The sequence below is a fragment of the Streptomyces sp. NPDC006259 genome (assembly GCF_042870975.1).
In the GTDB taxonomy this organism is placed as follows: Bacteria; Actinomycetota; Actinomycetes; order Streptomycetales; family Streptomycetaceae; genus Streptomyces.
The window spans coordinates 249,706-274,876 of record NZ_JBIAHY010000006.1; the positions used below are offsets into that span (position 1 = coordinate 249,706).

Here is a 25,171-nt window from a genome sequence, read left to right on the forward strand (position 1 = left end):
CCCGCGGATCCGGATCCGGATCCGGGTCCGGCTCGCCCGCCGGCGAGCCCCGCCTGCTCCGGTCGTGGGCGGAGGTCGTACGCCCGTTCCGCCGTCGAACCCACGGCACGTGGACGGCACACGGACGGCTTCGCCCCGGCGGCCGTGGCCGAGCGGTCCGGCATACGGCCTTCCGCCGACCTTCCGCCGACCTCCCGCAGCACGGCGGCGCCGGCGGTGCTCCGGGGCGTCCCGCTCGCCCCGCTCGCCGCGGACGACGAGCACCGGGCGGGTGCCGCCGTCCGCCGCCGTCCGCCGCCACTCGCGCCGGTCAGTTCAGCTTGAGGGCCTGGCAGGCGGCGGCGTACTTGGCCGTGCAGATGTCGGACGCCTTGTAGATGCCGTCCGCGATGACGGTCTCCTTGATGTTCTTCTTCGTCAGCGCCACCACGGTGACCAGCTGGGCCGGGATCTCCTTGTTGGTGGGGCTGTCGATCTTGTCGCGGGTCAGGGCGTCGAACTCGATGTCGCGGCCCTGCACCTTGGCGACGGCCATCTCCGCGGCCGCCTCCGCCATCTGCGGGTAGGGCTTGTACACGCTCATGTACTGCTCGCCGCTGAGGATCCGCTGCACCGCGGGCAGCTCGGCGTCCTGGCCGGTGATCGGCGGCAGGTCCTCGACGCCCGCGGCGCGCAGGGCCTTGATGATGCCGCCGGCCATGGCGTCGTTGGCGGAGTAGACGGCCGCGATGTTGCCCTTGCCGATGTTCTTGATCGCCTCGGCCATGTTGGACTGGGCGACCTCCGGGCTCCAGTCCTTGGTGTCGAAGGACTCGGCGATCGTCACCCGCCCGCTCAGCTCCGACATCGCGCCGCTCTTGAACTGCTTGGCGTTCGGGTCGGTGGGCGAGCCGTTCATCATGACGATCTTGTCGGCGGTGCTGGGCGCGTCGAGCGACTCGACGAGGGTGCGGCCCTGCACCTCGCCGACCAGCTCGTTGTCGAAGGAGACGTACGCGTCGATCGGGCCCTCGGCGAGACGGTCGTAGGCGATGACCGGGATGCCGGCGTCCTTGGCCTTCTGCACGGTGTCCGCGACGGCGTGCGAGTCGACGGCGTCGAGCAGGATGATGTCGACCTTCTCGTCGATCATCCGCTCCATCTGGGTCACCTGCGTCGCGCTCTTGGCATCCGCGTTGGCGTACTCGGTCTTGCCCTTGTTGTTGGTGAGGGAGGCGACCTTCGCCTTGATGATGGGGTAGTCGAACTCCTCGTACCGGGTGTTCGTCTTCTCCGGCATCAGCACGCCGACGGTGATGTCGTTGCTCTTCGTCGGGGTCGCTTCGCCACTGTCCTCCGTCGCGCTCAGCATCCCGCATCCGGCGAGCGAGAGGGACATCGTGGAGGCAGCCACGGCTATGGCGATACGACGCATTCGAGGGCTCACTTCAGGTGCGTTCCGGACATGGGTGCGACATGTTGACCCAGGTGGCTCAAAAGCCAACGCGGCGGCCACCGTCGGCGTCAAGCCGTACTACTTAACGAAGTGACAACATCACGCTCCGCTCACCACGTGAAGACGCATGGAGACGAGACGGAAACCTCTCCCGGCGGCCTTCACGGACCCTCCACGCAACGCGAGTTCACACCCCGACAGACGAACGCGCGACCCCGTTCGTTCCTCACGGGCCGTGACCGCGACGGAGCGTCCGGCCGCCTCCACGAGAGCGAACGGACGCCCGGCCGCCCTCACCCGAACAGAAGTCCGCACGAAGTCGGCCACCTCGCGACGGCCGTCCTCGCCGCGACCCGCGGCGTCCCCACCGGTGTCACCGCGTCCGCCCCGCGCGGCGGCCATCCGTGTCTCGCCCGTGCGCCGTGCAGGTGCGGCCGTGAGGACCGCGCGGGGAGGCCCGCGTGCGGACACCGCCTTCAGGGGGCGTCCCGAGCGGACGGCAGCGCCGCCGGGAGGCCGATCCACCCGTACCGCACGCCGAGGGGCCCGGAGGAATCAACCTCCGGGCCCCTCGCACACCTTGATGAACCGTCAGTCCGACGGCTGCTGGCGCTTCGGCCGCCACACCACCAGCGCGCTGCTCTGCTGGACCTCCTGGTACGGCACCAGATCGCGCCGGTAGGAGGCGTGCACCGCGGCCTCGCGCTGCCGCATCGCCGCCGCCGCGCCGTCCAGCGCCGCCTCGAGTTCCGCCATGCGGGACTGGAGGGCCAGGACCTGGTTCTCCAGCTCGATGATCCGCTTGATGCCCGCCAGGTTGATGCCCTCGTCCTGCGACAACTGCTGGACGGTGCGCAGCAGTTCGATGTCGCGGGCCGAGTAACGGCGGCCCCGGCCGGCAGTGCGGTCCGGGGACACCAGGCCCAGGCGGTCGTACTGGCGCAGTGTCTGCGGGTGCAGGCCGGAGAGCTGGGCCGCCACCGAGATGACGTAGACCGGGGTCTCCTCGGTCAGTTCATACGGATTGCGCCGACGGCCGTCCATCACTCTCAAGCTCCCTTCGCTGCCTCGAACAGCTCCGCCCGCGGGTCCTCACCCGCGGTCGCCTCGCGATACGCCTCCAGTGCGTCACGAGCCTTCCCCGAGAGGTCCTTCGGAACACTTACCTCCACGGTGACCAGCAGATCGCCGCGGGTGCCGTCCTTGCGGACCGCGCCCTTGCCGCGCGCCCGCATGGTGCGCCCGTTGGGCGTGCCGGGCGGCAGCTTCAGCGTGAGCGACGGGCCGCCCAGCGTGGGCACCTTGACCTCGCCGCCGAGCGCCGCCTCCGCGAACGTCACCGGCACGGTCACCGTGAGGTTGTCGTCCTTGCGGCCGAAGACCGGGTGCGCGTCGACATGGACGAGCACGTACAGGTCGCCGGCCGGGCCGCCCCGCTCACCGGGCGCGCCCTTGCCGCGCAGCCGGATGCGCTGCCCGTCGGTGACGGCCGCCGGGATGCGGACCTGCATGGTGCGGGAGGACTTGGCACGGCCGCTGCCCTTGCACTCCATGCAGGGGTGCTCGGCGATCAGGCCGCGCCCCTTGCAGTCCGGGCAGGGGTCCGTCAGGGAGAACCCGCCGCCCGAGCCCCGCGCCACCTGGCCGGTGCCGACGCAGGTCGGGCACACGCGCGGCGTGCCGTTCTTGTCGCCGGTGCCGGAGCAGGCCTTGCACGGGGACTGCGAGGACATGCGCAGCGGAACCGTCGCACCCTCGATGGCTTCCGTGAAGGTGAGGGTGACCTCGGTGTCGATGTCCTGGCCGCGCCGGGGCTGGGTACGGGTGCCCGTGCCCGCGCCCGGGCCGCCGCGGTTGAACAGGCCCCCGAAGACGTCACCGAGTCCGCCGCCGAAGCCGCCGGCTCCCTGGCCGCCGCCCTGGGCTCCCCCGAAGAGGTCGCCCAGGTCGAAGTTGAAGGAGCCGCCGCCCGCGCCCGGCCCCGGACGGAAGCCGCCGTTGCCGAAGAGGGCGCGCGCCTCGTCGTACTCCTTGCGCTTCTTGGGGTCGCCGAGGACGTCGTTCGCCTCGGAGATCTCCTTGAAGCGCTCCTCGGCCTTGGCGTTGCCCTTGTTGGCGTCCGGGTGGAACTCGCGGGCGAGCTTGCGGTACGCCTTCTTGATCTCGGCCTCGGTGGCGTCCTTGGGGACGCCGAGAACCTTGTAGTAGTCCTTCTCGATGAAGTCCTTGGTGCTCATCCTCGACGTCCCTCCTTCCTCGTCCGCCTGTCAAGCTCAGCCCTCGTCCGGGCCACCGCTCTCCTTGTCGTCGCCGGCCTCCGCCTCGTCCCCCTTGCCGGCCTGCGCGCCGGGCTGGGGCTCGGCGACCGCCACGCGCGCGGGTCGGATGGTGCGCTCGCCGATCCGGTACCCGGGCTGGAGAATAGCCACGCACGTCGTCTCGGTGACGTCCGGGGCGTAACTGTGCATGAGGGCCTCGTGGATCGTCGGGTCGAAGGGCTCGCCCTCCTTGCCGAACTGCTGGAGGCCCATCTTCGCCGCGACGGTTTCCAGGGACTCGGCGACGGACTTGAACCCGCCGACGAGTTCGCCGTGTTCCCGGGCGCGGCCGATGTCGTCGAGCACGGGCAGGAGTTCGGTCAGGAGGTTCGCGTTGGCGATCTCCTTGACCGCGACCCGGTCCCGCTCGACCCGGCGACGGTAGTTCTGGAACTCGGCCTGGAGCCGCTGGAGGTCCGCCGTGCGCTCGTCGAGCGCCTTGCGGGCCTGGTCCAGCTGGGCCACCAGTGCCACGGTCTGGTTCGCGTCCCCTGCCGGGGCCGCCTCTTCCGCCGCGGCGGAGGAGTCGGCCTTCGGCTCGGCGTCTTCAGGGGTGGCGCCGGAGGGGACGTCGGGCTTCTCCTCGAAGCCCGGGGTCTCCTCCGTCACGCGGCACCGTCCTTGCGCTCGTCGTCCACGATCTCGGCGTCCACCACGTCGTCGTCGGCGGCCTTGGCGCCCTCGCCCGGAGCCTCGCCGCCGGCGGCCTGACCGGCCTGGGCGTCGGCGTACATGGCCTGGCCGAGCTTCTGGGAGACGGCCGCGACCTTCTCGGTGGCGGTACGGATCTCGGCGGTGTCCTCGCCCTTGAGAGCTTCCTTCAGCTCGCCGATCGCGCTCTCGACCTCGGTCTTGATCTCGCCCGGGACCTTGTCCTCGTTGTCCTTGAGGAACTTCTCCGTCTGGTAGACGAGCTGCTCGCCCTGGTTGCGGGCCTCGGCGGCCTCGCGGCGACGGTGGTCCTCGTCCGCGTACTGCTCGGCCTCCTGGCGCATGCGGTCGACCTCGTCCTTCGGCAGCGAGGAGCCACCGGTGACGGTCATCTTCTGCTCCTTGCCCGTGCCGAGGTCCTTCGCGGTCACGTGCATGATGCCGTTGGCGTCGATGTCGAAGGCGACCTCGATCTGCGGCACGCCGCGCGGGGCCGGCGGCAGACCGGTCAGCTCGAACATCCCGAGCTTCTTGTTGTACGCCGCGATCTCGCGCTCGCCCTGGTAGACCTGGATCTGCACGGACGGCTGGTTGTCCTCGGCCGTCGTGAAGATCTCGGACCGCTTGGTCGGGATCGTGGTGTTGCGCTCGATGAGCTTGGTCATGATCCCTCCCTTGGTCTCGATGCCGAGGGACAGCGGGGTCACGTCGAGGAGCAGGACGTCCTTGACCTCACCCTTGAGGACACCGGCCTGGAGGGCGGCGCCGATGGCGACGACCTCGTCCGGGTTCACACCCTTGTTGGCGTCCTGGCCGCCGGTCAGCTCCTTGACCAGCTCGGCCACGGCGGGCATACGGGTGGAGCCGCCGACGAGAACGACGTGGTCGATCTCGGAGAGGTTGATGCCGGCGTCCTTGATGACGTTGTGGAACGGCGTCTTGCAGCGCTCCAGCAGGTCCGCGGTCAGCTGCTGGAACTGGGCGCGCGTGAGCTTCTCGTCCAGGTGCAGCGGGCCTTCGGCGGACGCCGTGATGTAGGGCAGGTTGATCGAGGTCTCGGTGGACGAGGACAGCTCGATCTTGGCCTTCTCGGCGGCCTCACGGAGGCGCTGGAGGGCCATCTTGTCCTTGGCGAGGTCCACGCCGTGACCGGACTTGAACTGCTGCACCAGGTAGTCGACGACGCGCTGGTCCCAGTCGTCACCACCGAGGTGGTTGTCACCGTTGGTGGCCTTCACCTCGACGACGCCGTCACCGATCTCCAGGAGGGACACGTCGAAGGTGCCGCCACCGAGGTCGAAGACGAGGATCGTCTGGTCGTCCTTGTCGAGGCCGTAGGCGAGCGCGGCCGCGGTGGGCTCGTTGACGATGCGAAGGACGTTGAGACCGGCGATCTCACCGGCTTCCTTCGTCGCCTGGCGCTCGGAGTCGTTGAAGTACGCCGGGACGGTGATGACCGCGTCGGCCACCTTCTCGCCCAGGTAGGCCTCGGCGTCCCGCTTCAGCTTCTGCAGGATGAACGCGGAGATCTGCTGCGGGTTGAAGTCCTTGCCGTCGAGCTGGATCTTCCAGTCGGTGCCCATGTGGCGCTTCACCGAGCGGATGGTCCGGTCCACGTTCGTGACCGCCTGGCGCTTGGCCACCTCGCCGACCAGCACCTCGCCGTTCTTGGCGAAGGCGACGACGGACGGCGTGGTCCTGGCACCCTCGGCGTTGGTGATGACGGTGGGCTCGCCGCCCTCCAGAACGCTGACGACGGAGTTGGTTGTGCCCAGGTCGATGCCGACCGCACGTGCCATGGTGATTCTCCTCCAGCTGACTTGAGTGGAACAGGCTCAAGTGTGCACGACACTCACCCCTGGGTCAACAGACATGAGTCAGGCAGACTCAACTCTTATCCGTTCCTTACACGCAAGACTCCGCTGACCTGCGAGGACGCCTTACGGCGAGCTGCCCGTGGGGGTGATTCCACCGACTCCCGAGGGGGCTGGACCGCCGACACGGACTGTCGTCGAGGCCTCGGACGGTCGCCCGGGGGGTGCCGCGACGGGACCGCGCGCCCCACCGGCACCGCGTGGCCCGTCCGCGGATCCCGGCCCGCGGACACCTGTCCCGGCACGCGCGCGCGTACGCGCCACAGCACCAGGACGACGACCGGCACACCCCCCGCCACCCAGAGCACGGCCCGCGCGCCCAGCAGCCCCGTGTGGACCAGCACCCCCACGGCCACCCCCGCGAAGGCGGCCACCCCGAGGCTGACCGCCGCCCCCGCGGCCGTGAGGCCGAGCCGCCGCAGCCGGTGGGCGAGGTGATCGGGTCCACGGCGCAGCGGCGGGCGCCCGGCCGTGCGCCGGATCAACAGGACGAGAAGGGCGTCGGCGACGGCGACCGCGGTGAGCGCGAACAGCACGCCCGCCCCGACGGCCGTGTCCTGTCCCGCGCGCGTGGTGACGGCGGCGGCGGCGAGCAGGAAGCCGGTGAACATGGCGCCGCAGCCGCCGAGGGCCACGCGCGCGGGAGGCCAGTTGTGCATGAGGAAGCCCGTCAGCGCGGCGGCGAGCACGCTCAGCAGCACCGCGAGACCGTCCATCACCTCGGCCGCGGCGCAGGCGGCCACGCCGAAGGCGGTGACGACCCCGACGGTGCCGGCCACCCCGTCGGCGTGGTCGAGCGCCCGGAAGGCGAGGGCCACGCAGGCGATCCAGCCGACGGCGGCGACTCCGGCGAGCGAACCGGTGTCGCCGTACGGGACGACGAAGGCCGCCGCCACCGCCGTACCGCCCACGAGGAAACGTGTCTTCAGTCGCCAGGCGTCCGCGACCAGGCCGAGGGCGGCGGCGCCGGCCCCGGCGGCGAGGAGCGTGCCCATGCCCTCGCCGAGCGGCGCGAATCCGGTGCGGTCGCCGCCGACGACGACGAGGCAGGTGGCGAGGACGACGGCGACGCCCCCGGACAGCGGAACGCGTCGCTGCCGCTGCCGCCGGTCGAGCAGTCCGAGGCGCAGGGCGGGGACGCGCAGCAGCGCGGCGAGGACGGCGGCGAGGAGCAGGGCGGTGGTGGCGGCGACGATCCCGTAGAGCACGGATATAAATTAGTCATGAATGTAGCAATTTGGTACGAATAACACGGTCAGATTTCCCCTATTCCTGAGGTGACCCTGAGCGATCCAGATCACCCCGCGCCCGGCTACAGTGCGGCGCAAGATAGGGGTACTCTCAGACGGACTGCATAAGTTACCGCTTAGTAATGTCGGCGCCGCCGACGAAACCCCGCAAACCTCGCAGGCCCGAGGAGCCCCCATGCAACTCGCCGCGATCATCGTGTCGCTGGCCCTGACCGTGGTCGGCGTCGCCCTGCTCGCCCGCGCCATCGGCCAGTTCGTCCGGTACTTCAAGCTGGGCCAGCCGGTCCCGGCCGGCACCCGGACCGACAACCCCTACCAGCGCAGCGTGACACTCGTACGCGAGTTCCTCGGCCACACGCGCATGAACCGTTGGGGCATCGTCGGCTTCGCCCACTGGTTCGTGGCCGTCGGCTTCCTGACGCTGCCGCCCACCCTGGCGCAGGCGTTCGGCCAGCTGTTCCAGGCCGACTGGACGCTGCCGCTCATCGGCGAGTTCCTGCCGTTCGAGCTGTACATCGAGTTCATCGGCGTGATGACGATCCTCGGCATCGCCGTGCTCATCGTGATCCGCCTGCTGAGCCTGCCCACGCGGCCCGGCCGCAAGTCCCGCTTCGCCGGCTCCAAGGCCGGTCAGGCGTACTTCGTCGAGTACGTGATCCTCACCATCGGCCTCGCCATCTACGTGCTGCGCGGCCTCGAGGGCGCACTGCACCACGTCGAGCACTACGAGGCCGGCTACTTCGCCTCGTACCCCCTGGTGCTCGCCTTCAAGGGCCTGTCGGTCGGCGCGCTGCAGAACCTCGTCTACCTCACCGCGATGATCAAGATCGGGACGTCCTTCGTCTGGATGATCGTCGTCTCGCTGAACACCAACATGGGTGTCGCCTGGCACCGCTTCCTCGCCTTCCCGAACATCTGGTTCAAGCGCGAGGCCTCCGGCGGCACGGCTCTCGGCGCCCTCCCGCCGATGACGTCCGGCGGCAAGCCGATCGACTTCACCGACCCCGGCGACGACGACGTCTTCGGCGTCTCCCAGGTCGAACAGTTCTCCTGGAAGGGCCTGCTGGACTTCTCCACCTGCACCGAGTGCGGGCGTTGCCAGTCGCAGTGCCCCGCCTGGAACACCGGCAAGCCGCTCTCCCCCAAGCTCCTGATCATGTCCCTGCGCGACCACGCGCACGCAAAGGCGCCCTACCTGCTGGCGGGCGGCGGCAAGACGATGGAGGGCGAGGAGAAGGCGTCCGCCGAGGCCCTCAAGGACGTCCCCGCGGCCGCTCTCGCCGAGGCCGAGCGCCCCCTCATCGGCACCGCCGAGGAGAACGGCGTGATCGACCCGGACGTCCTGTGGTCCTGCACCACCTGCGGCGCCTGCGTCGAGCAGTGCCCGGTCGACATCGAGCACGTCGACCACATCGTCGACATGCGCCGCTACCAGGTGATGATCGAGTCGTCGTTCCCCTCCGAGGCGGGCACGATGCTCAAGAACCTGGAGAAGAAGGGCAACCCCTGGGGCCTGGCGAAGAAGCAGCGCCTGGAGTGGACGAAGGAAGTCGACTTCGAGATCCCGGTCGTCGGCAGGGACATCGAGGACCTGTCCGAGGTCGAGTACCTGTACTGGGTCGGCTGCGCCGGCGCCCTCGAGGACCGCGCCAAGAAGACCACCAAGGCCTTCGCCGAACTCCTCCACATCGCGGGCGTCAAGTTCGCGATCATGGGCGGCGACGAGAAGTGCACCGGTGACTCCGCCCGCCGCCTCGGCAACGAGCCCCTGTTCCAGGAACTCGGCATGGAGAACGTCATGGCGCTGAACATGGCGTTCGGCGAGGAGACCGACGACGACGGCAAGGTCACCGAGGAGTCCCGCAAGCCCCGGTCCGCGAAGAAGATCGTCGCCACCTGCCCGCACTGCCTCAACACCATCGGCAACGAGTACCCGCAGCTCGGCGGCGACTACGAGGTCATCCACCACACCCAGCTGCTCCAGCACCTCATCGACGAGGGCAAGCTGATCCCGGTGACCCCGGTCGACGGCCTCATCACCTACCACGACCCCTGCTACCTGGGCCGCCACAACAAGATCTACTCCCCGCCGCGCGAGATCATGTCCGCGGTGCCGGGCCTGCGTCAGCAGGAGATGCACCGCCACAAGGAACGCGGCTTCTGCTGCGGCGCCGGTGGCGCGCGGATGTGGATGGAGGAGCGGATCGGCAAGCGCATCAACAACGAGCGCGTCGACGAAGCCCTGTCCCTGAACCCGGACATCGTCTCCACCGCCTGCCCGTTCTGCCTCGTCATGCTCACGGACTCCGTGAACGGCAAGAAGAACGACGGCAAGGCCAAGGAGTCCGTCCAGGTCGTCGACGTCGCCCAGCTCCTCCTCGACTCCGTCAAGACCCCGGTCGACGACGAACCCCCCGCCGGCGCGGCCGAGTCGGAGAACGAGCCGGAGCCCCAGCCGGTGAAGTGACCGCCGACGACGGCACGTTGCGACGCCCCCTGTCCCGAGCGGACGGGGGGGCGTCGTCGTGCGGGGGCCGGGCCACGGGCCCTGGACCCTGGGGGTCCAGGGTCATGAGGTCTCGGGTCATGAGGTTTCGGGTCAGGAAGTCTCGGGTCATGGCGTCCTGGGCCACGAGGTCATGAGGTCGTGAGGTCCTGGGGCATGGCGTCCCGGGCCGTGAGGTCCTGGTCATGAGGTCCTTGGTCACCCGTGCTGATCCGGGCGCCATGGGGGGCTCCTGGCGGTCGTACGGGTCTCCCTCACCCGGCTCCCGGAGGTCGTGCGGGTCTCCCGCCACGGGCCCCGGACGGGTCGTACGGGTCTCCCCTTAGGGGATGTCACAGGTCGGCAGCAAAGCCGCCTCCGGAGGGCCGGGCCCCGCACGTCACTCTGCGGGACCAGGTACGTTCGATGACGTGGCTGGATTCAGGATCGGACGTGGCGGCCGGGACGGCCGCGCCCCGCAAGCGCGACCCCATGACCCTCCCCACGGGCGGCAGACGCCCCAGGGGCCGCCCCCGCACGGCTACCCGCCGGCGCAGCAGCCGTACCCGCCGCAGCAGCGGCCGCAGTACGGCGGCGGAGGCGGAGGCCAGCAGTGGCCCCCGTCGAACGGCGGTGGCCAGGGCGGCGGCGAGCCGGAGTACTTCGGCGGTGGCGACCCCTACGGCGCGCCCCCGCACGACCCGTACGCCGCGAACAACCCGGGTCACACCCAGGCGTTCTCGATCGACGACCACCAGCAGTACAACCAGGGCGAGACCTACCATGCGGGCGCCGCCGCCCCGGCCGGTCCGACCGGCCCGCGCCTGCACTGGAAGGAACTCCTGCGGGGCGTCGTCGTGTCCCCCAACCAGACCTTCCTCCGGATGCGGGACTACACGATGTGGGGCCCCGCCCTCGTCGTCACCTTCCTCTACGGCCTGCTCGCGGTGTTCGGCTTCGACGACACGCGCCAGGACACGATCAACGCGACGCTGTCCAACGCCATCCCGATCGTCCTGACGACGGCCGTGGCGATGGTGCTCAGCTCCTTCATCCTGGGCGTCGTCACCCACACCGTGGCCCGCCAGCTCGGCGGCGACGGCGCCTGGCAGCCCACGGTCGGCCTCTCCATGCTGATCATGTCCCTCACGGACGCCCCGCGCCTGGTCGTCGCGATGTTCGCCGGCGGCGACGCGTCATTCGTGCAGCTGCTGGGCTGGGCCACCTGGGTCGCCGCCGGCGCCCTCCTCACCCTCATGGTCAGCCGCTCCCACGACCTGCCCTGGCCGAAGGCCCTGGGCGCGTCGGCGATCCAGCTGATCGCCATCCTGTCGATCGTGAAGCTGGGCACGTTCTGAGCCCGACCCGGACCGACACGGGCCGACACGACCGTTGCTAGGCAGGCCCCCGGTGCGTATGCCGGGGGCCTTCCCTGTTGCCGGCCGTCCTCATGACGGCTTCCTCGTGAGAGCGCGACCCCCGGTGCGGGGCGTGACCCCCGAGCGGGACGCGACGCGACCGCCGTCGGCGCGCGACGCGACCCCCGTCGAGGTGTCACACGGTTCGGATCGGTTCGGGTTGCGGTTCCGGCAGCCGCGCCGGTGCGGGCGTCGTCTCCCACCGTGCGGTCGTCCGTACATAGCCGTAGACCACCGAGGCCATCGCCAGCAGGAGAACCGGTCCTGACAGCCACGGGTACTCGGCCATCTCCGACGGCAGAAAGCGGTACGACACCAGGAGTACGGCGAAGACCGCCGCGCCGTAAGCGGCCAGCCGGATCCCCGACCGATCCCAGCCGCGGTCGAACGCGCGCAGCGCGGCCTCGACCGTGAGCACGAACACCACTCCGGCGATGAGGTCCACGCCGTAGTGGTAGCCGAATCCGAGCGTCGCGCAGAGCGTGGCGATCAGCCAGAACGTGCCCGCGAACCGCAGAACGCGCGGACCCTTCCGGGAATGCACGAAGATCGCGGTGGCCCACGCCGTGTGCAGGCTGGGCATGCAGTTGCGTGGAGTGATCTCGTCGAACGGCATGTGGTGCGGGGGCGTCAGCGGCGGCGGCGTGTCCGGCCACAGGTCGGCCACCGCCCACTGCACGCTGGGCGGCGTCTCCGACCACAGGCTGACCGACGCCCAGTGCGCGGCACCGGTGCCGTAGGCGAAGACCGGTCCGACCACCGGGTAGATCATGTAGACGGCGGGGCCCAGGAGGCCGATCACCAGGAACGTGCGCACCAGGTGGTGGCGCGGGAAGCGGCGCTCGACCGCCACGTTGCGCAGTTGGTACAGCGCGACGACGACGGCGGCCACCGCGAGCTGGCCGTAGACGACGTCGAGAAGGTTGAAGCCGATCGAGCCGGTGGCCGTGACGATCCGGCCCGCCACCCACGACGGGTTGCCCAGCGCGTGATCGGCGGTCGCCATGTACTGGTCGAGCACGGTGGGGCGGGTCTTGGACGTGATGACCAGCCAGGTGTCGCCGACCTTGCGGCCGGCCACCAGCAGCAGGCCCAGCCCGACGCCCTTCAGCAGGAGGACACGCTCCCGGCCGGTCCGGCGCGTGACGGCGATGACCGCACAGCCCAGAATCACCCACAGCGCGCCGTTGCCGAAGGGGTGGCCGTCGGTCACCTCGACGCCGAACGCCCAGCGGCCCGCCAGGAAGGCGATGTCGATACCGATCGCGGCGGCCACGGCGACGAACCGTTGCCGCCAGGTGAGCACGACCATCATCAACGCCATGCTGGCGTACAGCAGGAATCCCGATTTGGGGGCGAACACCACCTCGCGCAGCTGGCAGGTGATCGGCCCGGGCAGGCCCTCGTGCCGCGCGAAGCCCTCCAGCGCGACGACGAATCCGAGAGCCGCCGCACTCACCGTGCCCCAGAGAACCGTCCGGGATCGACGCCCTTCGGGGAACGCGGTTCTGCCTTTTGTTCGCGAAAACACCCGCGACGCTTTAGGTATCAATTGTCTGACCGATTTAGTAGATTTTGGCTGACCGAGTTACTTATCACGCCGGATGTCATGGTTTTCCGGTGAACGAGGGGTCATAGGGGCGTTCATCGCGAGTTCGAACATGTTAGCGGCGCGGCGCGGACCGGTTAAGTGGCAGGCCGAAACCGGTTTGCCGAGGGGGAGGCAGGACCTGAGGAGGGGGAGGCGGGGACATGGCGAGGGCGAGGCGGGACATGACGAAAGGCCTCGGAATCACCGAGGCCCCTCCTTCCGCTTCTGGGCGGGAAGCGAACGTTCGCGCAGTTCAGAGCGCTTCCTTGTTCGGCTTGGCCGCTTCCCCGGACCTGTGGACCGGAGGCAGCACACTCCACGGGAAGTTGATCCAGTCGTCGGTGCGCTTCCAGACGTACTCGCACTTCACGAGGGAGTGCGACTTCTCGTAGATCACCGCGCTGCGGACCTCGGCGACGGCGTCGAGGCAGAAGTCCCGCACCAGCTTGAGCGTCTTGCCGGTATCGGCGACGTCGTCGGTGATCAGGACCTTCTTGTCGGAGAAGTCGATCGCGTTGGGCACCGGCGCGAGCATGACGGGCATCTCGAGAGTGGTGCCTACGCCCGTATAGAACTCGACATTCACCAGATGGAGGTTCTTGCAGTCGAGGGCGTACGCCAGCCCTCCCGCGACGAAGACGCCGCCGCGAGCGATGCTCAGCACGATGTCGGGCTCGTAGGCGTCGTCGGCGATGGTCTGGGCGAGTTCACGGACGGCGACGCCGAACCGCTCGTAGGTGAGGTTCTCCCGCACGTCGCTCATACGCCGCTCACACCTGGCTCCGATGGAAGTTGAGGAAGGAGCGGGAGGCGGTCGGGCCTCGCTGCCCCTGGTACCGGGACCCGTACCGCTCACTGCCGTAGGGGTGCTCGGCGGGTGAGCTGAGCCGGAACAGGCACAGCTGCCCGATCTTCATGCCCGGCCAGAGCTTGATGGGCAGGGTGGCGAGGTTGGACAGCTCCAGGGTGACGTGCCCGGAGAAACCCGGGTCGATGAAACCGGCCGTGGAGTGCGTGACGAGCCCGAGCCGGCCGAGGGAGCTCTTCCCTTCCAGTCGGGACGCGAGATCGTCGGGGAGCGTGATGACCTCGTAGGTGGAGGCGAGGACGAACTCCCCGGGGTGCAGGATGAACGGCTCGTCACCCTCCGGTTCGACGAGCCGCGTCAGGTCCGCCTGCTCGACCGAGGGGTCGATGTGCGGGTACCGGTGGTTCTCGAACACCCGGAAGTAGCGGTCGAGGCGCACGTCGACGCTGGACGGCTGCACCATGGATTCGTCGTAGGGATCGATCCGTACCCGTCCGGCGTCGATCTCGGCCCGGATGTCCTTGTCAGAGAGAAGCACGCCCCGAGGATACGCAAGGCGCGCGGACCGCCCACCATCAGGACGACTCCGCGCGCCAGGCCGCTGCTGCCGGTACTGCTGTCTGTGTGCGGGGGCCGCGCCTCGCTGCTCACAGGTACGACGGCTGCCACTGCACGCCGCCGACTGCTGGTGCTGGTGCTGGTGCTGGTGCTGGTGGCACTGGTACTGCTGTACGGCTGCTGCCGCTCGCCGCTACCGCCTCTTCGCGGCTACCGCTTCTCGAGGGCGACGGGCACCACACTGCGGAGCCGGGCACACCGAGGACACCGGACGAGCCGTCCGGGACCGAGCCGCTCGGCCTGCTGCATCGGGAACGAAGCGGTGCTGAACACGTGCCCGTCGGCACAACGGACGACGGTGCGCTCCATCAAGTCCATGAGTCCCTTCCCCAAGAGCCGCGTCCGACTACTGCTCGCCGGACGACGAAAGCCACATTACGGGACGAACAAGACGACCCTCCAAGCGGCACTCCGTCCACACGCGGCCCCTCTTCCCACCCCTCCACCGTACGCCCCAACTCCGGCGCCACACAGAGGGATCCCACCCCCTGGAACGCACTCGACCCCCAGGGCTTCAGCACCGGGGGCCAGGGATGAGGTAGAGTAACCGCGCGATCAGACACCGGCCCGACCGGCGTCTTACGCGGGTGTAGTTTAATGGTAGAACATCAGCTTCCCAAGCTGAGAGCGCGAGTTCGATTCTCGTCACCCGCTCCACGAAGAAGGCCCAGGTCAATGACCCGGGCCTTTTTGCTTTCCTCCGTGTTCACTCGCCGCGTGCCAGATTCGTGCCAGAAGGCTCGCCCCGTGCTCCCTTGGCTGCGGCGGCCCGCGCCTTCCGTACGGTGGCGTCGAGGCCGGCTGCGACTTCCTTCTGTCGGTCGTTGTCGGAGTGCTGGTAGATCAGCGCGGCCTTCTCGGAGGACTGGCCGGCGCGGACCATCGTGTCCTTGAGCGTGGCACCGGACCGGGTGGACAGCGTGTGCCCCGTGTGGCGGAGGTCGTAGAAGCGGAAGCCCTCTGGCATGCCGACGACTTCCCGAGCCTTCCGCCACCTTCACCCGAAGGTGCTACGCCGGAAGGGCGCACCCTTCTCCCCCACGAAGAGAAGCCCGTCGGGCCCCGGCTCGGCGAACGACTCCAGGTGCCAGCGGAGCTCCCGGTGAAGGAATGCGGGAAGGATCACAGTCCGGGTCCCGGCCTCCGACTTGGTGTCGCCCTGGACGCGTCGCCCGTTCATCCGTTCCGGCTCGGCGAGGCGGACGCGGACGCGGAGGTTGTCGAGGTCGACGTCACGGCGGCGAAGGCCCGCCAGTTCCTCCGGCCGCATCGGACCGTAGGCGCCGAGGTAGACCATCAGCCGCCACCGCATCCCCACCGCTTCGGCGAGCGCGTCGACCTGGGCGACGGTGGCGATGCGCCGCTCAGCCGCCTTCTCCTTGCCTGCGCCCTTGATCCGGCACGGGTTGCGCTGGATCAGCTCGTCGTCCACGGCCGTCTCCATGACGGCCTTGAGGAGCCGGTACGCCTTGGCGGTGATCGTCTTGGCGCCCGTAGCCCGCAGCCGTTCGGCACGCCACTCGCGGACGCCCCCGAGGCACACGCGCGCCTGATCGGTTGGCGCGCCCGCCCTCGTGGCTGACTGTCGTCGGCTGAGGTGCAGAGCGGGCCGTAGCGAGGGTGCCGGCCGTCAGCTGGCTGCGGCAACGCTGGGCCGTCCCTGGGTAGTCCGACGTCACTCACCAGTGGCCAAGGACGACCAACGACGACCACCAGGCGCACGAGGCCGCCACTCCCGACCAGCAAAAACCCAGATCACCGAGATCCCTGGCAAGACCCAGGGCAAGAAGGCATCTAGGTTGCATCCCGCAGCGGATCCGACAGATTGTGCCACTCGTGTCCGCACCCATCGGCGCAATGCCGCGTCCGCCTGCGGGTATCCGCGATGCTGAAGAGGGCGACGAGTAGGCGGAAGGACTTGGTGAGTTCATAGGCTGGTAGCGCCGCCATCCCGAAGCGCCACTTCGTGAGCATCACCGCCGGCGTGTGAGTGGGACGAATGCCAGAACGCGCGATGCTCTCCGGCACATTGTCCTCGCAGGCGCGGGCCTGCCCGCAGAACAGCACCAGAGCACGCACGACCTTGCGTTGGTCATCCTCCGAGAGACCCTCGAACCACTCGACACCCTCGACCGTCGGCCTGAGTCCCTGCGCGAGCTCGTTCACGACCACCTCATGTGCGTACAACCCCGGTTACCTCCCGACTCAGTTCAGGCCGACAGTACGTTCATCGATTCCTTTGCTGTTCAGGACGCAGGCGTGAAGCCAGCGGACTGGTCGAGGTGGAACGCAGAACCCGGAATCGTCGGGAACCAAGCCTCAACGCAGGGCGAGCCGAATGGCCGCGGCAACGCGGGACGGCTGTACTGGCTCAGCCGCGCGTCCGATCCAGTTGCTCGAATGCGGCTGGTTGGTGATGACCACGAGCGTCACTCCTGGAGTGTCTGAGTGCTCGACCGCGAACGTGCACGGCGCCCCAGGTCAAGCCCTGGAAGTAGGTCGGCCTGCCTCGCAGCCGCCAGCGGTAAGCCGCGCCGTTAACGACGATCCGTCGTGATCCCTTGCGGACCAGTGTCATGGCATCCCCGCCAACAGCGAAGACGCTAGCGAGCCCGGCCCCGCGACCCGTCTCAGTTTCCGTCTCATTCAGTGCCGTTCGCGGCCATTCAGATGAGACCGGAGGCGGCAGCCGCTCAGACGACCGACCGCGCATGAACCCAGGTAAACGCCCACGAACAACGCGCACCACTCCACCACCACAGTTGGAACAGCGTGCGCAGCAACGGCATTGTCACAGCCTGGGCTCACGGTCCAGGACATGGCAATCAGACCATCAGCACGTTGGCGTTCGCGCGTGGACGAAGAGGCAGCGGAGCTCGCCGTGGGGACACGGGCCCCGAGCGATGCTTTCCTGTCGGAGCTCTTCCCTGAGTCGCTTTTGGCAGCGACGGATGAGGCACTGCGCGCGTTCGAGCTGGATGTGGAAGCGCTCCGGGACCAGGACGACGAGCAGGTCTTCGAAGCGATCAAGCGTGTCGTTCTGGTGCTGAACGCAATCAACGAGGACCACGACGGCGCCGGCTATGAGACTGAAGAGCGTGAAGAGCTGTGCCTCTACATCGATCAAACCTTGACGGAACACGGCATCGACGTCCCTGCTCTGGCAGCGAGGCGAGGTATCAGCCGCACTGAGATCACGGACAACTGGCGGGACTGGTAGCCGTTGCTGGACAGCAGCAACCGTCAGCACCCAACATCGGCCACCACGACCCTCCCCACAGCCTGTATGACCTCCGATGACCAATCTCTCCAGAGCTACGGATCAGAAGGTCTCTGACATCCACGGCTGACATCACGACGCCGCACGGGAGCGTACAGCAGCAGCTCGGTCCGGCCGTCGCACCAGTTACCGGCAGCGGCTGGAGCGGACTCGGACCGAACTCCTAAAGCGGTGCTCTGAGAAGCCGTGCCGCCCTCGGCCCGTGTGGTGGCTGTCATCATCATTGGATGACAGGCAGGCAGCTCCCGGCAGGTTGGACCCTGGAGGAGATCCGTAAGGTCTCCGGCGACTGGGAGGCCACATCTCTCGACATCGATCGAGTTGTGACCGGTTGGCCGGCACAAGGTGAGCGGCTCCACCCCGAGATCGTCTTGGGATTCCACGGGCTCTGCCTGGTGAAAGCCGTGAACGATGACGACTGGTACATGGGCAGTCTCAACGACGACGGCAGCATCACCTGCTGGAGCGCGTACGGCGACCTCTACGAGGCACTTCGCGGCCTATAGCTCGACGACACCTGTACCGGCTAGACGCCTACGCCTGTCTCAGTCCCCGTCTCATTCAGCGCAGTACAGGGACGTTCAGGCGATCCGAAGCCGTCCCCGCACCGACGGCCAGCCGTTCATGACCGCAGGTGAACGCCCCTGACCCTAGCCCAGCGCTTCACCACCACAGTTGCAAAGCGTGCACGTGCGACGGTGCTGCCTGTACCAACTCGCGTGCACATGACGCTCTTGCTGCGCCGGCCGTGCGCCCTACCCGATGGCTACACGGCGACGCACGCTGGGTGCCGACCTTGAAGCCGAACTACCGGGGGTGGACGGTGGGCGCGTGGAAGCAAGGGAAGTGCGGTTGGCCGACGTCGGCGGGGGGACGTTGTCAGAACAAGACGATGAAGGGCACGTCGCGCTGCTACCGCCACCAAGGCGACTGGACGAAGCGTGGCCAAGTCGAACAGAAGAAGAAGGCGAGCAAGCGCCGTAAGAAGTGATGCAGAGGCACGGGGTGAGTGTCGAACTGTGTGACAGCGCCGATGAACGACCGCGAACAAGCATGGACGTCTGCAGAGCATCACAACAGGTGAGAGGCACACCAACTCCAGGTCGAGGACCCACACAAGTTGCTTCGGGACGAAGAGGAGGTCGCTCCCTACAGAAGCCCAGGTCAGATCGACAAATCAGGTGGTCAGGAAGTCTCCGTTAGTCTCACGATGTGTGCATGGACCGGTTGCAGCGCAGCGCTTGGCGGTATGTGGCGGAGGTACTCCCACCCGAGGAACTCCCGATGCTTGCTGCTCATGCACTCGTCGATGGGCGTGATTCCCCCGCCTTGCGTGAACTGGCCGGCCTGCCACGCAGGAGCGACGAGGCCGAGATCCGCGAACTGTATGTCCAGGCCCTGGACGAACTCGGCGTACCCCTTCCCGATGAAGAGACAGCCGGCCGCCGGCTCCTCGTGAGCCTCGCGGTAGGTCTCGCGAATGCTGAGCTGAGCCCCAAGGATGTGGTCGACCAACTGTCGATAACGGTCGCAGCCCGCACCCCGGAGGAGACACAGTTCCTCTCCATCGCAGCGGACTACAGCGAGTGGATGAGCGCGGACGAACTCCCAGGATGGGAGAACAGTCTCAGGACCGCGGCCCACTCGTTGACCGTCTCCACCGATCTTGGATCCGGTATCGGCGTGCCGAGGGCGCGGCGTGACTGACTGACCCGCCTGAACGCGCTCGTGCCAGACCCGTGCCAGATACTGCGGGGAGCCACGGGGAACAGCGGTCCCCTACCCGGAGACGCCCCCAGATCCCCGCCCTCGACGATTGGGCACGCGGAGGGCACCAGCTCCTCGAGGCGGTAGGCCGCCCGCATCGCAGCACGGTGCTGATCTGCTCTGTGACGTAGCTGAGCGAGAGTTCGCGCGGTTCGAGCCCTCAGCCCGCCGTTCCCTGACAAACGGACACCCGCCCCACACTGCACGCCGTCGTGAATGGATGCGATTTTTTGCGGAGGCGGGCGCTTGACCGCGAAGGAGCCTGCATCAGAGCGGGTCGCCAGAGAGTACCCGAGCGGCCTCCCGCCCGCTTCGATGTCGGCCTCATGGCGACTGCAGCTACAACGCTGACGCCGCACGCCGTTTTTGCGCGCCCGTGACCAAGCTCGGCGATGTTGCCCGCGATGCCGTACGTGCAGACGATGACCACTCCGGCCGCAGGCGACCGAGTCACGGACAGCGGGGCGGAGGACATCCGGGCAGAGCAGGGCTCATGTACAGGGGCCCGGCCGCCCCCCTGAGGCAGGCCCATCCGTTGAGACCTCAGCACAGGGAGGTGGTCAGGTCCGTCTCTGCCGTAGATGGCGGGAGGCGGCGAGGCAGGAGGACAGCCATGTCGCCTCCTCGCGGTTGATGATCAGGTCGGCAACGGTGATCATCCCGTCCATCGGGCCGTCGAGCCGGATGGAATGGTCGCTGACGAGGTACATCTCCCAGTCCGCGTCGCTGTGCCAGAGCCGAGCGGTTTTCCCGCCCCGACGCTGGGCGAACACGAGTTCCTCTCCGTATTCGTTCATGAAGTATCCGACGTAGTCCTTGTCGGTGACCTCGCCCCCGCACAAGCGGGCCAGCAGCGGTTCGATCGCGGGTGGTGTCTCGGTCATGCGGCGGACTCCTCGTCCGGGTCGGGGTCTGCGTCCTGCCGTGCCGATGACAGAGCCAGCATGCGTGAGGCTGAATCCAGCAGGGTCTCGTACGTGATCACTTCTATGCGCGCCTGGTGCGTGTTGTAGGTTCGCAGCGTCTCCGCGATCTCCTGGGACGTGACGTCCCCGGTCACGTACCGCGGATGGCCGATCACGACCGTCGCCGACGCCCGGCGGGTGTCGACTCCGTGCTCGGCCAGGATGCTCGGGCGGTTCTCGTCCATTGCACGGAGGTAGTTCTGCGCCTGGGAGACCGCGCGGTGCGCCGGGGCACCCAGCATGAGGTGGCCGGAACGTCGTATGACCAGGTCCTTGATGTTGGCGCGCTTGAGTTCCACTACGTGCAGGGAGCCGTCGCCGCGCAGGAGCGGGACGTCGAGGATGGCGTCCGGGGTGTACTGCCGACGTGCCAGCTCGGCGACGTAGGCCCCGCCGAAGATCCACTCCTGGTTCTTCAGACAGCCATGGAGGGCACTCTCGGAACTGTTCGGGTCCTCCACCGCGGCACGCAGTGCCGCCAGACCAACTTGCCTGGCCCGCAGTTCGAGCAACTGGGCCAGTATGCCGGCGTCGACATCGGCCAGGACGTCACTCATCATCCGGGCGGTCTCGGCGGAGGCGGGTCGGGGCAGGGTGCGGAGGACCATCTCCATGTGTCCGTATTTCTGGAGTTGCCTCACCTCCTTGGTGGAGAGCCGGATCCCGCCCTCGCCATCCCCGAGGCCCAAGTAGTCGACGGACTGGGCTATGCCGCGAAAGAGGTCACGGGCGTCGGCGGCGCTTGCGTCGGGCCTGTCGCGGCACAGGACGTCCAGGGCGGCGACCGCCCTGTCCGCACCCAAGGCAGCCATCCGGCGCATGTGCTTCTCGCTGCGCTGTCGGGCTTCGTCGTCGTAGTAGTTCTCAAGAATGTCGAGGAACAGTTCACCTCCGGCATAGGCGGCAAAGCGCTGAAAGCGCTGGGCGAATGCGAAGTCGCCCTGAAGGATGGCCTGTTGCGCCACGTCCTCCAAGGCGTTCACCAGGGACCTGCCCTTGCCGTACGTCCCACCGAGGCCACCCATGATGTGCAGCACCGCGTCGACGCGCTCCCGGACGCGCGCATCCTCAGTGAGTTCCCGTGCCGTCCGGACCAGTTGCCAGAGCGTGAAGCCGGATCGAAATGTCACGTGTGCACACTAGGGCCGGGCACTGACAACAACACCGGCAACCGTCTCGGGTGATCTCTGGCGTCGGCCGCTCCCGAAAGCCTCTCTTCACGAAGAAGATTCCCAAGCCAACCCGTACCACGCGCCGGGTTCGCGTCCCAGAGCCAGTGCAGCGTCTTCCCGACCGCTGGTGCCGAGGTGGCGAATCCGGCACCCTGCGGGTCCACATCAGTCGAGATAAATGGCGTTGCCGCTGCTTCTGCTGCTCTGGGTCACGATGATCGACGACTCACCGGGCCCCTGCGTGCCGCGTCGGGCCTCAGAAGACGCGCTTGTACGCCTGCCACCCTGTGGCGATCTTCGCGCTGGAACCGAATGACCCCTTTCCGTTCCCGTTGTTGCGCCACAGGTTGCCGGCGGTGTCGCGGGAGATGATGTCCGCCTTGCCGTCGCCGGTGACGTCCCCGACGCCGACGACTGCGTTGTACGAGCCGCCCCAGGCCGAGTACAGCTTCACTCGGGCCGTGAACGTGCCCCTGCCCGTGCCGGTGTAGCGGTACAGGTTGTTGGACTTGTCCTGGGCGATCAGGTCACCGATGCCGTCACCGTTGAGGTCCCCGACGCCCACGACCTTCTTGTACGTCTTCCAGTTGTCGTAGAGCTTCACGCGGGACGACAGCTTGCCCGAACTCGTCCCCATGTAGAGGTAGACGGCCCCCGTGGAGGAGTTGCGGGCCACCAGGTCCGGGCGGCCGTCGCCGGACACGTCACCCGGCGAGGTCAGCACGTCGTACTGGTTCCAGCCCTTGCCGAGCGAGGTGTGCGGGGTGCTCGTGATGAAGGCCTGCCCGCGCATGGTCCGGTAGGCCCGCAGTTCGCCGCTGCTGAACCGGACGAGGATGTCGTTGCGGCGGTCGCCGTTCAGGTCGCCGAAGGGGACCGGCGTAACGGAGGAGGGCCAGCCCGAGGCGGACATGGCCTTGCCGAAGGCGCCCGTCCCGTTGCCCGGCCGGTAGCCGATGGCACCGGACGAGCTGACAGTGAGGAGGTCGCCGGTCCCGTCGGGGGCCCACGTACCGCCGTTGGTGAAGTCACGGCGTACCGCGGCTCCCACGGACACCTGCACCGTCCGGGACACGGTCAGCGCCGACCCCGATCCGTCGGCGGGTCGAGCCGTCAGCTTGAAGGTGTACGTGCCGTTGGGGACGAGCGCGCCCTTGCTGTCGCGCGTGTCCCAGCGTGCGGTCAGATTGCCCTCCACCTCGCCGCCGGAGAGCGTACGGACCACGGCGCCGGTGGTCTTGCTGGTGAGCGTGGCCGTCCAGGAGCCGGCGGGCTTGGAGAGCAGTCCGCGCCACTGCCACCACGGGCTGCTCGCCGCGCTGCTCTCCCACGCGTTGTCGGTCACCTCCGACTCGACGGCGGAGAGGCTCTGGGTGGCGACTCCGCCGGAAACGAGGTGGATCCGCTTGTCGGCGTCGACGTAGGCCGCGGGTCCGCCGAACTTGTCCACGGTCCAGGTCACCCCGCGCAGGCTGGAGGTGCCCGCCGCGAGGTCGCCGATCTTGCGGGTGGTCGCGGTGCCGTCGGCGATGGCGGTGAGGAGCAGCGCCCCGGCCGAGGTGTCGTGCCGGACGACATAACCGTCGCCGAGCAGGGCCTCGCCGGACGGGACGGTGATGCTCTTCTTCGCCGTACGGTCGTACACGCCCGCCGTCGCGGTCGGGCCGCATGACCAGTAAATCCAACGACCCACCGTCTGCAGCTCCTGGGGCACGCACGGGGCCCCGGTGTTGACGGTGTCGGTGGTCTTGCCGGTCTTCAGATCCTTGGCGGTGACGACACCGGTGCCGGAACCAGGCGTCCACAGGCTGGTCCCCCAGACGGAGGCGGCCGTGACGGAGCGAGTGAGGACAGGCTGGAGGTCGGAGTAGACGCCGAGGTCGCCGATGTACTGCTTGGCGGGGGAGGACCCGTTGACGACCGCGTAGCGGCCGGTGATGTCGAGGACGGTCCCGGAGGCTGAGGGCAGGTAGAAGCCCGACTGGCTGTCGAGGGACTGGACGTGCGAGCCCACGGGGTCCGGGTCGGCGATGAACGTCACCGTTTTTCCGTCACCGGTGGTGTAGGGGCCCGCTCCGCGGCCGTCCCAGCTCTGCCAGATCGCCGCGTCCGGCGTCCCGTCGGGAGCGATCCGCCGGGTGTAGTAAGCGCCCAGGAAGCTGCTGTCGGGCTCGGCGGTGGCCAGGGTGCCGTTCTGCAGCGACAGCCGGTCGATCTTCGCGGCCATCGACGGTACGGCGGTCAGCTCCGTCAGCGTCGGAGTGCCGGACCCTGTATCGGTGACCCTGCGTACCGCCCAGTGCCCGGCGTCGGTGCCGCCGACGGCCAGCAGACTGCCGTCCGGTGCCGGGATGAGGGAGCTGTTCGCGTGCCGGAGCAGGGTGATCGGGTCGCCGCCGGTGAGGGGGACCGCCATCAGCCGCTCGCCGGACTTGTCGCCCCAGTTACTCGCGCTCGACGGGATGGAACGGGCCACCACCAGCCAGCGCCCGGCGATGCCCACCGACGGGGTGCCCTCCGTGCCAGGCAGCGTCACGGTCGTCTCGGCCGCGGAGAGGTCCGCTCGGTCCATGACATGGGCCGTCTTGAGGTCGGACCACCAGACCAGCCGGTCGGCGCTCAGCGCGATCCCCGTCGGGGCGACGGGGACGGCCACATCACCGGTGACCGTCGCGGTGGCGAGGTCCACGAGTGCCAGGCGCCGCTCGCCGGTTCCCAGCCTGTAACCGATGACAGCGGTACCGCTGTCGCCGCCCAGCACGCTGAAGTTGGTCGTGATCCCGGTCGGCCATCCGCCGACAAGGGTGCCGTCGGCGGGAGCGCCGTCGCCGTAGAGCCACAACACGCGGTTGCCGTCGACGTCCTGGGCCAGCGTCAGCACATGGGTGCCGAAGGTGGCCCGGTACGTGCCATGGGTGAGGGCGACGTCCGTGGTGGTGCCGGCGGACAGATCCCTGAGGACCACTTTCCGGGTGGGCGAGACCACATCGGTCACGACGTCGGACGAGGCTCCCAGGTACGCGGGGAGTTCGGCTCGGGCCAGGTCGCCCAGCTCGGTCGTCGTGCCGGTGTCGTACGACGTCCACAGATAGCCGGAACGGCCCTCCTGGACATGCAGATAGCCGCTTGGGCCGGCCGTGCGGATCCGGTCCCCGCGCGGTATGTAGCGGTCCGCCTGGAAGACCTTCTCCGTCGAGAGAACGGTGTCGGGGACGCCGCCGTCCGCGTCGACGGCGACGGCGAGTGGGCCGGGACCGGCGATGACGGCGAGGACCGCCAATGCGGCGATGCCTCGGGCTGTGGTGCGGGCGGTGGTACGACGGGCCATCGTTGCCTCCTGGGCCTTCCGACAGAAGAGGGCGTGACGGAACGGCGGCGGCCGATCAGGCGCACGTCAACGATGCTGCTGAAAATGCCCAGCCCCCCGAACTGCCCCCCACGCACAGCGGCACGAGAGTATCAGCAGGCCCAAAGGCGTCAGGAGCAGCGCGGAAAGAGATCGGGGAGTGGCCCACAGCCCCGGGACGCCCGGAGTGAGT

At 68.5% G+C, this 25,171-nt stretch carries 18 protein-coding genes, 1 tRNA gene and 1 pseudogene; 6 read left to right on the forward strand and 14 right to left on the reverse strand.

Going from position 1 to position 25,171, the window contains the following annotated elements; all coding sequences use genetic code 11:
• Positions 1-310: 310 nt before the first annotated feature.
• The 6 genes from ACFYO5_RS25660 to ACFYO5_RS25685 form a co-directional block, all read right to left on the reverse strand.
• Complete coding sequence (locus tag ACFYO5_RS25660; RefSeq protein ID WP_356560815.1) at positions 311-1,426, reverse strand: substrate-binding domain-containing protein; 1,116 nt, start codon at positions 1,424-1,426, stop codon at positions 311-313.
• Between the two features lie 600 nt (positions 1,427-2,026).
• Positions 2,027-2,479, reverse strand: a complete 453-nt coding sequence (locus ACFYO5_RS25665; RefSeq protein WP_356560817.1) for a heat shock protein transcriptional repressor HspR — start codon at positions 2,477-2,479, stop codon at positions 2,027-2,029.
• Between the two features lie 5 nt (positions 2,480-2,484).
• Entirely contained in the window at positions 2,485-3,672 is a 1,188-nt protein-coding gene (gene dnaJ / locus ACFYO5_RS25670; RefSeq protein WP_388712831.1) for a molecular chaperone DnaJ, read from the reverse strand.
• A 36-nt stretch (positions 3,673-3,708) separates the two neighbouring features.
• Positions 3,709-4,362 carry a nucleotide exchange factor GrpE gene (grpE, locus tag ACFYO5_RS25675; protein ID WP_356560821.1) on the reverse strand — a complete coding sequence of 218 codons (654 nt, stop codon included), beginning with the start codon at positions 4,360-4,362 and terminating at the stop codon, positions 3,709-3,711.
• The gene (gene dnaK, locus ACFYO5_RS25680) at positions 4,359-6,203 is read right to left on the reverse strand and encodes a molecular chaperone DnaK (RefSeq protein WP_388712835.1); all 1,845 of its coding nucleotides are present in this window, start codon (positions 6,201-6,203) and stop codon (positions 4,359-4,361) included. The genes grpE and dnaK overlap by 4 nt, the downstream gene beginning before the upstream one ends.
• Before the next feature lie 95 nt (positions 6,204-6,298).
• On the reverse strand, positions 6,299-7,486 hold the full coding sequence (locus ACFYO5_RS25685) for an MraY family glycosyltransferase (RefSeq protein WP_388712838.1): 1,188 nt from the start codon (positions 7,484-7,486) through the stop codon (positions 6,299-6,301).
• A 217-nt stretch (positions 7,487-7,703) separates the two neighbouring features.
• On the opposite strand from ACFYO5_RS25685, the gene ACFYO5_RS25690 reads away from it, so the two are divergent.
• Positions 7,704-9,995, forward strand: a complete 2,292-nt coding sequence (locus tag ACFYO5_RS25690; RefSeq protein ID WP_356560827.1) for a heterodisulfide reductase-related iron-sulfur binding cluster — start codon at positions 7,704-7,706, stop codon at positions 9,993-9,995.
• Positions 9,996-10,363: 368 nt separating this feature from the next.
• Complete coding sequence (locus tag ACFYO5_RS25695) at positions 10,364-11,371, forward strand: Yip1 family protein (RefSeq protein ID WP_388712842.1); 1,008 nt, start codon at positions 10,364-10,366, stop codon at positions 11,369-11,371.
• A 196-nt stretch (positions 11,372-11,567) separates the two neighbouring features.
• Here the strand turns inward: ACFYO5_RS25695 and ACFYO5_RS25700 are convergent, their stop codons facing one another.
• From ACFYO5_RS25700 to dcd, 3 genes are all read right to left on the reverse strand, one after another.
• Positions 11,568-12,890, reverse strand: coding sequence for a phosphatase PAP2 family protein (locus tag ACFYO5_RS25700; protein WP_388712845.1), 1,323 nt, complete (start codon positions 12,888-12,890; stop codon positions 11,568-11,570).
• Between the two features lie 385 nt (positions 12,891-13,275).
• The gene (locus ACFYO5_RS25705; protein ID WP_388712848.1) at positions 13,276-13,785 is read right to left on the reverse strand and encodes a phosphoribosyltransferase; all 510 of its coding nucleotides are present in this window, start codon (positions 13,783-13,785) and stop codon (positions 13,276-13,278) included.
• Positions 13,786-13,792: 7 nt separating this feature from the next.
• Positions 13,793-14,368, reverse strand: a complete 576-nt coding sequence (gene dcd, locus ACFYO5_RS25710; RefSeq protein WP_356560835.1) for a dCTP deaminase — start codon at positions 14,366-14,368, stop codon at positions 13,793-13,795.
• A gap of 663 nt (positions 14,369-15,031) precedes the next feature.
• Here dcd and ACFYO5_RS25715 point away from each other — a divergent pair.
• Positions 15,032-15,105: transfer RNA gene (locus ACFYO5_RS25715), tRNA-Gly, on the forward strand.
• Positions 15,106-15,154: 49 nt separating this feature from the next.
• Here the strand turns inward: ACFYO5_RS25715 and ACFYO5_RS25720 are convergent.
• Positions 15,155-15,976: pseudogene (locus tag ACFYO5_RS25720) on the reverse strand (tyrosine-type recombinase/integrase); the annotation flags it as partial.
• 266 nt (positions 15,977-16,242) lie between these two features.
• Complete coding sequence (locus ACFYO5_RS25725) at positions 16,243-16,614, reverse strand: DUF5958 family protein (protein ID WP_388712851.1); 372 nt, start codon at positions 16,612-16,614, stop codon at positions 16,243-16,245.
• 688 nt (positions 16,615-17,302) lie between these two features.
• On the opposite strand from ACFYO5_RS25725, the gene ACFYO5_RS25730 reads away from it, so the two are divergent.
• From ACFYO5_RS25730 to ACFYO5_RS25740, 3 genes are all read left to right on the forward strand, one after another.
• A complete protein-coding gene (locus ACFYO5_RS25730) occupies positions 17,303-17,668 on the forward strand; it encodes a hypothetical protein (protein ID WP_388712853.1) in 366 nt (121 codons plus the stop codon).
• A gap of 287 nt (positions 17,669-17,955) precedes the next feature.
• Complete coding sequence (locus ACFYO5_RS25735; RefSeq protein ID WP_388712855.1) at positions 17,956-18,234, forward strand: hypothetical protein; 279 nt, start codon at positions 17,956-17,958, stop codon at positions 18,232-18,234.
• A gap of 712 nt (positions 18,235-18,946) precedes the next feature.
• On the forward strand, positions 18,947-19,435 hold the full coding sequence (locus ACFYO5_RS25740) for a hypothetical protein (RefSeq protein WP_388712858.1): 489 nt from the start codon (positions 18,947-18,949) through the stop codon (positions 19,433-19,435).
• Positions 19,436-20,055: 620 nt separating this feature from the next.
• Here the strand turns inward: ACFYO5_RS25740 and ACFYO5_RS25745 are convergent.
• The 3 genes from ACFYO5_RS25745 to ACFYO5_RS25755 form a co-directional block, all read right to left on the reverse strand.
• A complete protein-coding gene (locus ACFYO5_RS25745; protein ID WP_388712861.1) occupies positions 20,056-20,379 on the reverse strand; it encodes a hypothetical protein in 324 nt (107 codons plus the stop codon).
• Complete coding sequence (locus ACFYO5_RS25750) at positions 20,376-21,590, reverse strand: Shedu anti-phage system protein SduA domain-containing protein (protein WP_388712864.1); 1,215 nt, start codon at positions 21,588-21,590, stop codon at positions 20,376-20,378. The genes ACFYO5_RS25745 and ACFYO5_RS25750 overlap by 4 nt, the downstream gene beginning before the upstream one ends.
• A gap of 298 nt (positions 21,591-21,888) precedes the next feature.
• Entirely contained in the window at positions 21,889-24,960 is a 3,072-nt protein-coding gene (locus tag ACFYO5_RS25755; protein WP_388712866.1) for an FG-GAP-like repeat-containing protein, read from the reverse strand.
• Positions 24,961-25,171 lie beyond the last annotated feature (211 nt).